Consider the following 12,248-nt stretch of genomic DNA (forward strand, 5'->3'; position numbering starts at 1 on the left):
GGCCGTGTCCACGCGGTCGGGGTGGTGAGCCGGTCACGGCAGCATCCAGTCGATCGGGCGCTGGTCGGCCAGGTGGACGGCGCCGGTGGTGAGGGTCATGGAGTCGACGGGGTACGGCGGGCCGTTCCGCGACGACCAGCGGTAGCCGGACTCGGCGGCGGATGACGGCTCGAGTCGCACCACGACCGGCACGGGACGGCCCTGCCGGGAGAACTGCTCGCCGAGTTGGGCGTCACCGAGGAAGGCGGCGATCTGCCGGCGGGTCTGGGTGGTCCGGCCGACGGCCTCGACCCGGCCGCGCAGCACTCCGTACCGCTGCGCCGGCACGGACTGCACGGTGAGGTCGACGCGGGCGCCGACGGGGATCGCCGCACCGCTGTCGCCGGGTACATAGAGCATCGCCCGCAGCGGGGCTCCGGACGTGCCGACGCGTTCGACGACCGCCACATCCGACCCGGTGGTGACGACGGCACCGATGCCGACGGAGAGGGCGGTGAGCCGCCCGGCGGCGAGGGTGCGGATCACGGTCTCGACCTTCGCGTCCGGTGTCCCGTCCGTCGCGGACGGATCGCCGGAGTCCGGGGAACCCTCGGGGTCCGACGAACCGCGGGAGTCCGACGAATCTTCGGGGTCCGACGGAGTCGTACGTACCTTCAGCAGCGGCGCACCCGCCGGCAGCCGCTTGCCCTCCTGGGCCAGCACTTCGGTGATCTGCCCACCGACCGGACTCTGCAGGACATAACTGCCCTGGGCGTGCGTAAGAATCCCCGGAGCGGTGAGAGTGGACGAAACGGAACCCTTTACCGCCCAGATACATGCGGCCGTCATCGCGACAAGCGTGACGCTCAGGACAAGCCATCCCTGCGGCCGGGCAAATCGCACCGGCAGATCGATTTCTTCGGGTGATTGCAGCTTGGAAAGGGCCTTTTGGCGGAACTGCACGTAACTCTTCCCTCGCCTGCACAGATCCGGTTCAGGATGTGAAAACTGCGGCAAGCCCCGGAACGGTGGTGGTTCCGGGGCTCACACGGACCGGCTCAGAGACCGGCGACCAGGCCCGTCACGGCACCGGTGTTGAGGCCGGTGGCGCCCTCGACGGTACCGACGACCGTGCCGACCAGGCCGGAAACCGGGGCGACGGAGTCGAGGGTGGAGGTTACGTTGCCCGCCACACCGCTGGCGACGGCGCTGTACAGACCGCCGGAGACGTTGTCGAGGTCGGCGTCGGAGATCTCCGCGGTCTCAACCTGGGGGGTGAAGTCCATGATCGAGGTTCCCTTCATGTGGATATTACTCAAAAGGCCGCGGCCGGCTCCGCCGGAATACGATCCGGCCGCGTCGGCGGTCGTGCGGATGCCCGAATTTTCGAGAACCCTTGGCGCAACTCCCGCAGTGCGCTGGATCAAAGCACGCCGACGCGCCACACATCCAATCGGGCAACTGCCCGCAGGCGTCGGATCGGTTATGGAATTAAGTTCACGTGCAGGCGCGTCCACGTATCGGTGCCGACTCCTTCACAAGCTTCACGGGCCGAATTCCTTTCACCCCGTCCGGAGGCGGCGCACGGAATCGGACACTCCGGTTCCAATGGTCAGTCAAGGTGCCAAGCGCGCCGGGGCCGCTGAGCGGCACTCAGCCCCCGTGCAGTGGTTGAGTGTTCAATGTGCAGGTTTGCGGAAGATGGCGTTCCGCTGTGTCCGCAGGTCAGCGGGCGCCTGTGTGGAGGCAAGCGCGACCCGGTTGGCCCCGCGCACGGCGCGCCTCGGCCGTATGGACCGCGGCCGGTGAAGGATCGACCGGGTCGGTCCGGCAACGGCCCGGACAGCCCTTAGGGGGCTTCTGACGGATCTCCGCGGCGTCGCGACGCCCGGTACGCACTCTCGCCGCACCGGCCGAAAGCCCAAGTACGTCCCGTACGAGAGCTTCTGGCCGGCGCGCCGAGAGCACGTACCGGACGCCGCTCCTTCCTCCACGGAGATCCATCGGAAACCCCCTAGGTGCCCGAGCGCCCCTGTGTCCGTCCGTCCCGCGATGAGGTTCCGCCATGCAGCTCTTCGACGACCCGCTGTTCCAGATGCACGCCGAGCGGGCTCTGATGCTGATCGGCCGCGGCGGCGCCGAGTACGGCGAATGCGAGGTCGCCGCCGGACACATCGGGCACGGCGACCGCGACGCCTGGCACCGTGCGTGGTCGGCTGTCGCATCCCGGGTCGCCGCGGCGGCCGTGAGCAGTGCCGCGCAGGGGCACCGGGTCAGCGCGGCCGACGGGTTCTGGCGGGCCACCACGTACAACCGCATGTCGTACCAGCCGCTGTTCGGCTTTCCCGTGGACCCGCGGCTGTCGGCGGCCTTCAAGCGGGAGCAGGAGTGCTTCCGGAAGTACGCGGCCCTGGCGTCCCGCCCCGTCGAGCTCGTCGAGGTCCCCTTCGAGGACACCACACTGCCGGGATGCCTCTGTCTGCCGGACGACGACAGGACCGTCGCACGCCCGACGGTGGTCGCCGTCAACGGCTATGACTCCAACATCCACGAGATGTACTGGGCCCACGCCCTGCCCGCGGTGCGCCGCGGCTACGCCTGCCTCCTCGTGGACGGCCCCGGCCAGGGTCGTGCGCTGGTGCAGCAGGGTCTGAGGATGCGCCCCGACTGGGAGACCGTGCTGCGCCCGGTCGTCGACTACGCCGTCGGCAGGCCCGAGGTCGACGCCGGACGCATCGCCGTCATGGGATGGAGTTTCGGGGGCTATCTCGCGCCGCGCGGGGTCTCGGGGGACGACCGGGTCGCCGCTCTGGTCGCCGACCCTGGGCTGTTCGACCCCCTCGACGCCATGCCCCTGCCGCGGGAACTGAGGGACATGCTGCCCGACGCCGACCCCAAGGAGCTCGACGCGCTCCTCGCACCGATCGCCGACGACCCCGTGGCCCGCTGGCGCCTGGTCCAGCGCGCCCTGTGGGTGCACGGGCTCGACTCACTGGGCGCGTACGTCCTCGAGATGGACCGCTACCGCCTGTCCGGCGTCGCCGCCGGCATCAGCTGCCCCACCCTCGTCGTGGCGAACGACTCCGACCCCCTCTCGGCGCAGGCGGAGTTGCTCCTCGACGCGCTGACATGCCCCAAGACGCTGGTGCGGTTCCGGGCAGAGGACGGCGCAGGAGGCCACTGCCAGGCGTGGAACCGCTCGCTGTTCGACCAGCGGGCCTTCGACTGGCTGGACATCACCCTGCGGACCCAGGAGCTCTCGTGAGTGCCGTCCCCGGTCCCGCCGAGCTGGAACGTATCTGGGACCTGCACACCAGCAGCGAGTTCATCACCCTCGACGTCGGGGCGACGATGGCGACGATGACGGACGCACCCGTCGTGCTGCATGTGCCCACGGCCATGGGGGCACGCGGGCGGGCAGCCGTGAGCGACTTCTACCGGCGCTGGTTCGTGGGGCGCAACCCTGACGACTTCACCATCGCGACGGTGAGCCGCACCACGGGGCACGACCGCATCGTCGACGAGATGCTCGTCTCCTTCACCCACGACGTCGAGGTGCCCTGGATCCTGCCCGGTACCGCCCCGACCGGACGGCCCGTGGTCATCGCCGTCATCGCCGTGGTCTCGTTCGACGGCCCCCTGATCGCGAGCGAGCACATCTACTGGGACCAGGCCTCCGTGTTCGGTCAGACCGGGCTGATCGATCCGGGCGTGCTGTCACGACTGCCGGTCGTGGTGGACCAGCGGGACACCCTCGCCGACGGGCCGCTCAACAGGCTGGCCGGCCACGGCCGGAACCACGGGGCCTGACGGCCCGTCCGCGACCGACCGGCCGGGACTCCGCGGGGGTGACGGGGCCGGACGCGGTCCGGCGGGGGCTTGGTGGGCGTGGCCCGCTCCGAGGCGAGGGCGTGACACGCTCCGAGGCGAGGGCGCGGCGCATCCGAACTGCCGCGCCCGCCGCTGGAGATCCAGCCCGGCCGCCGTCGGTCAGAGCTGCGAGCCGAACGCCTGCGTCCACCAGGGGCCGCCGGACCCGTTGTGGATGCCGACACCCAGCTCCTTGAAGGAGCAGTTGAGGATGTTGGCTTTGTGGCCGGGGCTGTTCATCCAGGAGTCCATCACGGAGGAGGGGCTCTGCTGGCCCCGTGCGATGTTCTCGCCGTAGGTGCTCCACCGGTAGCCGGCGTCGGTGATGCGGTCGCCGGGGTCCTCGCCGTCCGGGTTGGTGTGGTCGAAGAAACCGCGGGCGGCCATGTCGTCGGAGTGGTTCGTCGCGGCCGCGGCGAGCTTGCCGTTGTTGCTCACGGGGCCGCATCCCGCCTTGGCGCGCTCGCTGTTGACCAGCGCGATGACCTGCTCGGCGTCGCTGCCCGAAGCGGGCGGCTGCGGGTCCTGCGGCTGGGGCTTGGGATCCGGCTTCGGCGGGGTCTTGGGCTTGGCCTTGCTCGGGCTCGAGGACGGCTTGGCCGAGGACTTGCTGGGGCTCGGCTTGGCGCTGGGGGAGGGCGAGGCCGAAAGACTGGGGGACGCGGACGGACTCGGTGAGTCGCTGGGGAGCAACGGAGAAGCGGCCGGCGCGGCGGCGGTCGAGGGCTGCTCGGTCTTCTCGTCGGGGCCACTCAGCATGACGACCGTTCCACCACCGACGACCAGGACGGCGACGGTGGCCGCCACGGCCGTGGTACGGCGCCGGCGACCGGCACGCTCCAGCCGGGCCTGGGTCCGGGAAGGCGAAGACGCGTGGGCCGCGGAGGAGGAGGCGGAGTGGCCGCCGTGGGCAGAGCCCGGATAAGCGGCGTGGGCGGCCGTGGTCGTCAGAGCGGGGGACGCCAGCGTGTCGGCGAGCGCGGCCGCCACCGGGACGAGGCCGAGGCCCACCAGCAGGCCCTCGGCGGGCACCAGGTTCGACCAGTGGCCCGCGCAGACCGTGCAGTCGCGGGCGTGACGAGCCAGGCGCTTGCGCCAGAGGGCCGAGGGTATGCCGTCCCAGGAGGCGGCTATCGGCTCGAGGAGCACACAGCGGGGGTCGGCCTCGAGGGCGCGGACGACCACACGCGCCGTCTCCAGCTGCGCCTTCATGCGCTGCACCCGTACCGCGGTGTGCTGGGGAGTCAGCTCCATCGCCTCGGCGACTTCCGCACGCGACAGCTCGCCCGCGGCCTCCAGCCACCACAGCGACAGCAGCACGCGGTCGTCCTCGTCCAGCCAGCGGGTGGCCGCGGCGGTCTCCTTGCGCTGGCCGGAGAGCCCGAGGCGCATGATCGTCAGGTCCACGAAGTCCGCGCCGGGGTCGACGACGTCGTAGGTGGTGTCGCCCGTGCCGGCGCCGGTGGGTATCGCGTCCGAGCGGCGCTCCCGCCAGTGGCCGCGTATCTGGTTCATCGTGATGGCGACCAGCCAGCTGCGGAAGTTCTCGGGGCTGCGCAGTCCGTCGAGACCGCCGAGGACGCGGATCATGGTCTCCTGGACCACGTCGTCCACGTCCGCGTGGCCGTTCAGAGCCCGGCCCACGATGTTGTAGACCAGCGGAAGGTACTCGGCGACGAGCCGGTCCTGCGCCTGCTGGCTTCCGGCCTGGGCCGCCTCGACCAATTCGGCTTCGCGTTCGCTGCTCACGCTGTGTCCACTCTCTTCCTGGGCTCGGGCATGTCTCGTCCGTCAGAAGGGAGACGCCGTGCCTCCATCCCGATAACAGAAATCGGATAGGAGTACGTATGAACCTTCGGAAGTGTTAGATCGGATCGCCAAGCGCGGAGAACCGCTGCGGAGGGTTCGAATAGTTCGCCCGGAATGTCCTCCGATTGGTGCCACTGCCAGCGCACGATCTTGTCCGGTTCGGTGACCCGGGGCTCGCCCTCGACATTCAGCACCAGCCCCGCGGCCGAGATCCTGGGGATACCCCGCTCGCCGTCCAGGACCACGGCGATGACGGACACCTGCTCCTCGGGGACCCGCAGCGCCGTTTCCTCGGCCAGCTCGCGCGCTCCCGCCTGTTCGAAGCTCTCGCCGAGGTCGACCTTCCCGCCGGGGAGTTCCCAGCGGCCGTCGTGTCCGAGGCCGAGGAGGATCCGGCCGGCTGGGTCGACGACGATCATGCCGATGCCGGCCAGCGCGTTGGGAGTGGGAAAGGCGCGGGCAGGACGCTCGGCTCCACCGGGCCCTGCGGTCGGGGAACTGCTGGCGGTGTCGGTCACCTTCTGCCTTCCGGGCGGTCTCGCCGCACGCGGCGGGGCGCGGCGATGCCCGATCGTACGGGGGAGGCGGGGGAGGCCGCTGTGACGCAACCGGCACGCGGCGTGGTGCGGTTCGGGGCGCGGGTGTCTGGCTTGCCCGGGTTGCCCGGGTTACGCCGCGCGGTGCGGTGGTGCGGGTACCTCTGCGGGGTGGGCGGTGCCGGGTTGGCGCCCGGTGTGTCCGTCCTCAATCTCCCCCAGACTCCGTCCGGGGGGACCCCCAGACGGGCTTGGGTGTGTGGGCGTGCCCGGTGTTGTGTCGGTGGGGTTGGTGCCGTTCCGGGGCTCGCGTCCTGGACGGCATGATTTACGGCGCGCCTTGCCCCTGCCGTCATGGCACCGTTCGCGTTGCGCGCCACAAATCACGCTCTAGTGTCCCGGACACGACCCCTCCACGGCCCCTTGCCCGAAGGCGGGGGCCGGTTGCCCTCGGGGGGCGTCAAGCGCGGCCCGAGCCGATCTGCACCGCTTCGCCCCAGGGTGCCTGCCGTTGCGTGGGAAGGGGGGACTCGGAGGGGTCGTGTGCAGAGACACTAGAGCTCCCCCCCAGACTTCGTCCGGGGGGACCCCCATTGTGTCGCGCATCGGCAGCGGTGCCTTCTTGGTCCGGGTGGGCGCGACGTAAATCATGCCGTCGTCGCATACGAGCCCCGCAGAGTCCCCCAACCTCACCGACAACGCACCGGGCAACCCCCACACACTGAAGCCCGTCCGGCGATTGAGGACGGACACACCGGGCGCCAACCCGGGCAGCGGCAACCCACCCGGAACCGCCCAGCGCAGCGTCACCGCGTGCCGCGGGTGTCATGGCCAGAGTGCTTTGCCCACCGCCGCCCCGATGAACGCCGCTCCCAGGGCGGCCAGAACACTGGCGATGACGTTGATCGCGGCCAGGAGTTTCGCGCCGTCCTGGACCAGCCGCAGGGTCTCGTAGGAGAACGTCGAGTAGGTGGTCAGCGCTCCGCAGAATCCGGTGCCCAGGAGGAGTGCGACCTGGTGCGAGGCGGCGCCCGCGGTGGCGGCTTCGGCCACCAGCCCGAGTACGAAGCTGCCGAAGGCGTTGACGGCGAAGGTTCCCCAGGGGAAGACGGTGTCGTGTCTGGCCTGCACGACGCGGTCCGTGAGGTAGCGGAGCGGCGCCCCGACTGCCGCACCGGCGATCACGAGGGGCCAGTCCACTGCTATTCCTCCCTGCCGACGTAGCGGATTACCTCGCACTGATCGAGGACGACCAGGCCCTCGGTGACGAGGTCGTCGAGCTGAGGCAGGAACGTGCGGATGCGTTCCTCGCTGTCCACGATCACGATCGCGATGGGCAGGTGCTCGCTGAGCGACAGCAGCCGGCTGGTGTGGATCAGCGAGGAGGCACCGAATCCCTCGATCCCGCGGAAGACGGAGGCTCCGGCCAGTCCGTCCTCGTGGGCTCTGTGGACGATCTCGGTATAGAGGGGCTTGTGATGCCAGGCATCGTTCTCTCCGACGAAGATCGTCAACCGAAGGGCGTGGCCTGCCAGTCTGGTCATCTCGTCCTCCACATCAGGATGCGGTGTGTGGCCGATGCCGCGATCGCCACCGCTGAGAGTGCCGCCACAGGCGTCAGCACCAGATACACCAGCCCCGAGAGGGCATGGTCCGTATCCACCAGGCGCTGGATGTCCACGGCGTAGGTGGAGAAGGTGGTGTAGCCGCCCAGCACCCCGGTGCCGAAGAAGGGGCGCACGAGACGGTGCGCGGCCCAGGCTTCACTGATGATCACCATGAACGCGCCGATCACCGCACAACCGCTGGCGTTGACCCAGAACGTCGTCCAGGGAAAGCCGGAAGGCGCGGTGGGCCACAGCAGTGACGCCCCGTATCTGCCCGATGCCCCTATGGCCCCGCCCAGTGCCACGGCGGCCACCACGGAAGCCTGCACGCGCCATGCCTGCCACCGCTGTGCAGGTTCAGGTGCCTCGACGTCCTCGGCGCTGGAGTCGTACGGGTAGCGGCGGGCGGTCATGACGCGTATCTCCTACTCGCAGGGCGCCCGGACACGCGGGCGCTGTCGGCTGCAAGTAGGGACCGTTGGAGCGGCATCAGTGCCCGGTTGGGTACGGCGGGCCCCACCGCCGTGCGGCAGCCGCCTCAGGTGCCGCAAACACCACACTAGCCTCTCGCACCACACTGGCCTCTCGAGTCCCCGGCTCACTCGTGCCCCGACGTTCCGCCCTCTGGCGGCCTGCCCACGAATTCGCGCATCGTGGAGAAGGGGACGCTGCCGGAGGTGAGCGGTATGAACACCGACGTCGCAGGCCCTCGAGTCGTCGTGGGAATGGACGGCACTCCCTCATCACACGCGGCGCTGCGCTGGGCGATGCGCTATGCCGGTTTCATCGGGGCCACCGTGGACGTGGTGACGGTGTACGAACTGCCCGGGGTCAACGGAGGGCCGGCTCCCTCGCTGGACGAGTTCGACACCGTAACCGCGGAGAGCCGCCTCGACGACACGATCCGCGACGCACTCGGCAGGCCGGCACCTGCCGGGGTGCGGCAGTGCGTCCTGCGCGGCAATCCGGGCGAGGCACTGCTCGAGGCGGCCGACGGCGCTGATGCCCTCGTCGTCGGAAGCCGGGGTCGCAGCGGAATCGCGCGACTACTGCTTGGATCCGTCAGCCAGTACTGCGCACTCCACGCGACCTGTCCCGTGGTCATCGTCCGCCCGAAGGGCGGGCAGACGGGACTTTGAAGGCACCAGAACAGGCGGCCAGGGCGCGGCCGCCCACCCGAAGCGCCGGAGGCACGGTCAGGACAACACCCGCGTCGGCGCGGCCGGCCCCCCGCCCCGTGGTCGCCATTCGCGGGGGTAGCCCACCGACACCTCGTGGAAGGGCACCCCGTCGTGACGGGTCGTCCGGGGAATGTGCAGATGCCCGTACACCATCGCCCGTGCCCGGTACCGGATGTGCCAGTCGGCGGTGTGCTCCGTTCCGCACCACAGCGCGAATTCGGGGTACCTCAGCACCCGGGTCGGCTCGCGCACCAGCGGATAGTGGTTGACCAGCACCGTCGGCAACTCCGGGGGCACCGCCGCCAGCCGGGCGCGTGTCAGCTCCAGCCGGGCCCGGCACCAGGCGTCGCGGCCCGGGTAGGGGTCCGGGTGCAGCATGTACTCGTCGGTGCAGACGACATGCGCACTCCGTGCCTGGTCGAGGGCTTCCTCCTGGGTGGTGGTGCCGTCCGGGCGGAAGGTGTAGTCGTACAGCAGGAACAGCGGTGCGACGGCGACGGACTGTCCGTCCTGCCCGGTCCAGACCGGGTAGGGATCCTCGGGTGTGTGCACGCCGAGCCGGCGGCACAGCTCCACGAGCAGCTCATAGCGTTCGACTCCGCGGGCCTGGACCGGGTCGGCGGGGAGGGTCCACAGTTCGTGGTTCCCCGGTGCCCAGACGACCTTGGCGAACCGTTCGCGGAGCAGCCCGAGCGCCCACTCGACGTCCGCGAGCAGGTCGCCGACGTCGCCGGCGATGAGCAGCCAGTCGTCTTCGGACTCCGGGCGCAGACTGTCGACGTGCTTGCGGTTCTCCGGATGGTTGACATGCAGATCACTGATGGCGAGCAAGGACAACGCGACCCCCGTGGTGCGGACGGCAGGATGGACATCCCGGCGATCCTCCCATCGGCGGGGGCGGCTTTCCGCTCGCGCCGCCGATGAGATGAGGGCATGTCAGCCGGTAGGAGGGACACACCTGTTGGCCTGGGGCCGCCGCCCGGTTCAGGCCTCCTGTGTGCTTCTGTGGCCGTAGCGCGCCCACACCGGTGCGATCCCCGTGATCTGGCACACCAGCAGATAGAGCGGGATCGGTGGGCTGTACGGACTGGCGTCGACAGGCCAGTGGACCAGTCGCGCGGGCCTCGGTACGTGCGCGCCGCGTGAGTAATAGGACGGCAGCGGCCACTCGAGCTCCTGGTCGGAGCCCTCCGGCACGATCCACCACCACCAGTCCGTGTCAGAGAACACGCAGCCCGCGTGCCGCAGCCGTGTCAGAGTCCGCAGTCCGTAGCGCGCGGGCAGCCCCACCGCGTCGTAGCCGAGTGAGGCGGAAAGCCCCGCCGGGACGTCCAGGCGCGTTCCCTCGGCGGCCGTGCCTGCCGCCGCACGCTCGCGGGAAACCAGTGAGGTCATCGTCCTCAGCACGGGCGCCCCGCGTCGAGCGTCAGCTCCGCCCAGACGATCCTTCCGGGTCCCGGCCGGGCGTCGTGCGCTCCCCAGGCCGCGCTCATCGCGTCCACCAGCAGCAGTCCGCGGCCGTACTCCTCCGCGGCCGGGCGGTGCAGTCGTGGTCCGGGCGGGCAGCCCTGGTCCTGTACCTCGATACGCAACTGGCTGTCGGTGCTGTGGAGTTCGCACAGGACGCGCTCACTGCCCGTGTGCACCACGGCGTTGGTGAACAGTTCGGACGCGATCAGTGCGGCCGTGTCCCGGTGGTCCTCCACGATGCCCCAGCGCCTCATCCGCTCTCTGATCAGCCCGCGGGCCCGGGCAACGGAGTCGGTCCGGCCCGGCAGTTCGAACCCGAACCGGCGGCCGGCCGGCAGCGGGACGAAGGGATCGACGAGCTGCGGGCTGAGCGCGTTACCAGGTGCCACGACCAATCCTTCACGGTGGGGAAGCGGTGCCGGTCATGCCTCTCCCCGGGCAGACATGCGACAGCCTCGTGAACTGGTTCACCCGGTAACTCTCCTCCGGATAAGGACACTTGGCAAGAGGCACTCTGAAAATTGCAGAGTGTCGAGTGCTGGGGCATAACGGCATGGCACACTCGTCGTGGCATCGAGAACATGGCGTCGGGGAGGTCTGTAGTGAGCGAGCCGCGGTCCGCCCCCACGGTGGGACAGGTCGTGCTCGGCAAGCGACTGCAGGATCTGCGGGAGCGAGCCGGCCTGAGGCGCGAGGAGGCGGCGAAGGTCCTCCATGTCGCCCCAGCCACCGTGCGCCGTATGGAGACGGCCGAAGTCGCCCTGAAGATCCCGTACGTACAATTGCTGCTGCGGACCTACGGCGTCGACGACGACGAGACGGAGAAGTTCGTCCGGCTCGCCGAGGACGCCAACAAGCCCGGCTGGTGGCAGCGCTTCCACGACGTCCTGCCCGGCTGGTTCAGCATGTACGTCAGCCTGGAGGGGGCGGCGAGCCTGATCCGGGCCTATGAACCCCACTTCGTCCCCGGACTCCTCCAGACGCAGGAGTACGCCCGCGGCGTCATGAGCAGCGGAGCGCTCGGCGCCACCAGTACTGAGGACATCGAGCGCCATGTCGCGCTGCGCATGGAGAGACAGGGGCTGCTCGGCAGACCCGGCGCGCCCAGATTCTGGGTGATCATGGACGAGACGGTTCTGCGACGGCCCGTCGGCGGCGCCAGGGTGATGCGGGCTCAGATCGACCGGCTTCTCAAGGCCACCGAGCTGCCCAACGTCACCCTCCAGATAGCGGAGTTCGCCACCGGACCGCACCCCGGCACGTACGGACCGTTCGTGCTCTTCCGGTTCGCGGAGCCCGAACTGCCCGACATGGTCTACAGCGAGTACCTGACCGGCGCGGTCTATCTCGACGCGCGCCCCGAGGTGGCATCCCACCTGGAGGTCATGGACCGCATGGCGGCCCAGGCCGCCACCGCACAACGCACGAAGGACGTCCTCCGGGCTGTCCGCAAGGAGCTGTGAATGGATCGCATATACAACGGCATGCCTGCCCGGGAGCTCGGCTCGGAGGGCTGGCACAAGCCGTGGAGCGGCGGCAACGGCGGCAACTGCTTCGAGGCCATGAAGCTGGCCGACGGCAGGGTCGCCGTGCGCCAGTCCGCCGACCCTGAAGGCCCCGCGCTCATCTACACCCATGGCGAGATCGCCGCTTTCATCCAGGGAGCGAAGTCGGGTCAGGCAGACTTCCTTCTGACCTGACTTGACCTGACCTGACCTGACTGACCGGCCCATTGGGCCCCGGGCTGAACTGCCCGACTCTCACGTGCTGTTCCGCAGTCCGTTCGCTCACTCGTC

15 protein-coding genes are annotated in these 12,248 nt (G+C 69.9%); 5 read left to right on the plus strand and 10 right to left on the minus strand.

Going from position 1 to position 12,248, the window contains the following annotated elements; translation table 11 throughout:
- Positions 1 to 33 precede the first annotated feature (33 nt).
- Both ACTWOL_RS31780 and ACTWOL_RS31785 read right to left on the minus strand, forming a co-directional pair.
- Positions 34 to 828 carry a hypothetical protein gene (locus ACTWOL_RS31780; protein ID WP_474300299.1) on the minus strand — a complete coding sequence of 265 codons (795 nt, stop codon included), beginning with the start codon at positions 826 to 828 and terminating at the stop codon, positions 34 to 36.
- A 209-nt stretch (positions 829 to 1,037) separates the two neighbouring features.
- Positions 1,038 to 1,265 (minus strand): hypothetical protein, encoded by a 228-nt coding sequence (locus tag ACTWOL_RS31785; RefSeq protein WP_474300300.1) that lies wholly within the window; start codon positions 1,263 to 1,265, stop codon positions 1,038 to 1,040.
- A 779-nt stretch (positions 1,266 to 2,044) separates the two neighbouring features.
- Between ACTWOL_RS31785 and ACTWOL_RS31790 the strand changes: the two genes are divergently transcribed.
- Positions 2,045 to 3,244 (plus strand): alpha/beta hydrolase family protein, encoded by a 1,200-nt coding sequence (locus ACTWOL_RS31790; protein WP_474300302.1) that lies wholly within the window; start codon positions 2,045 to 2,047, stop codon positions 3,242 to 3,244.
- Positions 3,241 to 3,789, plus strand: a complete 549-nt coding sequence (locus tag ACTWOL_RS31795) for a nuclear transport factor 2 family protein (RefSeq protein ID WP_474300303.1) — start codon at positions 3,241 to 3,243, stop codon at positions 3,787 to 3,789. The genes ACTWOL_RS31790 and ACTWOL_RS31795 overlap by 4 nt, the downstream gene beginning before the upstream one ends.
- 180 nt (positions 3,790 to 3,969) lie before the next feature.
- Here the strand turns inward: ACTWOL_RS31795 and ACTWOL_RS31800 are convergent, their stop codons facing one another.
- The 5 genes from ACTWOL_RS31800 to ACTWOL_RS31820 all read right to left on the minus strand — a co-directional run bounded on the left by ACTWOL_RS31800 (position 3,970) and on the right by ACTWOL_RS31820 (position 8,214).
- The gene (locus ACTWOL_RS31800; protein ID WP_474300304.1) at positions 3,970 to 5,598 is read right to left on the minus strand and encodes a sigma-70 family RNA polymerase sigma factor; all 1,629 of its coding nucleotides are present in this window, start codon (positions 5,596 to 5,598) and stop codon (positions 3,970 to 3,972) included.
- Positions 5,595 to 6,176 (minus strand): nucleotide triphosphate diphosphatase NUDT15, encoded by a 582-nt coding sequence (locus tag ACTWOL_RS31805; RefSeq protein WP_474300305.1) that lies wholly within the window; start codon positions 6,174 to 6,176, stop codon positions 5,595 to 5,597. The genes ACTWOL_RS31800 and ACTWOL_RS31805 overlap by 4 nt, the downstream gene beginning before the upstream one ends.
- Before the next feature lie 843 nt (positions 6,177 to 7,019).
- Positions 7,020 to 7,394: a fluoride efflux transporter CrcB gene (crcB, locus tag ACTWOL_RS31810; protein ID WP_474300306.1), complete on the minus strand. Its 375-nt coding sequence runs from the start codon at positions 7,392 to 7,394 to the stop codon at positions 7,020 to 7,022.
- A gap of 2 nt (positions 7,395 to 7,396) precedes the next feature.
- Positions 7,397 to 7,738 (minus strand): DUF190 domain-containing protein, encoded by a 342-nt coding sequence (locus ACTWOL_RS31815; RefSeq protein ID WP_474300307.1) that lies wholly within the window; start codon positions 7,736 to 7,738, stop codon positions 7,397 to 7,399.
- A complete protein-coding gene (locus ACTWOL_RS31820) occupies positions 7,735 to 8,214 on the minus strand; it encodes a FluC/FEX family fluoride channel (RefSeq protein ID WP_474300308.1) in 480 nt (159 codons plus the stop codon). The genes ACTWOL_RS31815 and ACTWOL_RS31820 overlap by 4 nt, the downstream gene beginning before the upstream one ends.
- A gap of 273 nt (positions 8,215 to 8,487) precedes the next feature.
- On the opposite strand from ACTWOL_RS31820, the gene ACTWOL_RS31825 reads away from it, so the two are divergent.
- Positions 8,488 to 8,940 (plus strand): universal stress protein, encoded by a 453-nt coding sequence (locus tag ACTWOL_RS31825; RefSeq protein ID WP_474300309.1) that lies wholly within the window; start codon positions 8,488 to 8,490, stop codon positions 8,938 to 8,940.
- A gap of 57 nt (positions 8,941 to 8,997) precedes the next feature.
- On the opposite strand, the gene ACTWOL_RS31830 is transcribed toward ACTWOL_RS31825, so the two are convergent.
- The 3 genes from ACTWOL_RS31830 to ACTWOL_RS31840 all read right to left on the minus strand — a co-directional run bounded on the left by ACTWOL_RS31830 (position 8,998) and on the right by ACTWOL_RS31840 (position 10,841).
- Complete coding sequence (locus tag ACTWOL_RS31830) at positions 8,998 to 9,819, minus strand: metallophosphoesterase family protein (RefSeq protein WP_474300310.1); 822 nt, start codon at positions 9,817 to 9,819, stop codon at positions 8,998 to 9,000.
- A 147-nt stretch (positions 9,820 to 9,966) separates the two neighbouring features.
- Positions 9,967 to 10,377 carry a hypothetical protein gene (locus ACTWOL_RS31835; protein WP_474300311.1) on the minus strand — a complete coding sequence of 137 codons (411 nt, stop codon included), beginning with the start codon at positions 10,375 to 10,377 and terminating at the stop codon, positions 9,967 to 9,969.
- A gap of 5 nt (positions 10,378 to 10,382) precedes the next feature.
- The gene (locus ACTWOL_RS31840; RefSeq protein WP_474300312.1) at positions 10,383 to 10,841 is read right to left on the minus strand and encodes an ATP-binding protein; all 459 of its coding nucleotides are present in this window, start codon (positions 10,839 to 10,841) and stop codon (positions 10,383 to 10,385) included.
- A 213-nt stretch (positions 10,842 to 11,054) separates the two neighbouring features.
- Between ACTWOL_RS31840 and ACTWOL_RS31845 the strand changes: the two genes are divergently transcribed.
- Positions 11,055 to 11,915 (plus strand): helix-turn-helix domain-containing protein, encoded by an 861-nt coding sequence (locus ACTWOL_RS31845; protein ID WP_474300313.1) that lies wholly within the window; start codon positions 11,055 to 11,057, stop codon positions 11,913 to 11,915.
- On the plus strand, positions 11,916 to 12,152 hold the full coding sequence (locus tag ACTWOL_RS31850) for a DUF397 domain-containing protein (protein ID WP_474300314.1): 237 nt from the start codon (positions 11,916 to 11,918) through the stop codon (positions 12,150 to 12,152).
- The last annotated feature ends 96 nt before the right edge of the window (positions 12,153 to 12,248 follow it).

This window comes from Micromonospora sp. IBHARD003 (assembly GCF_056106285.1).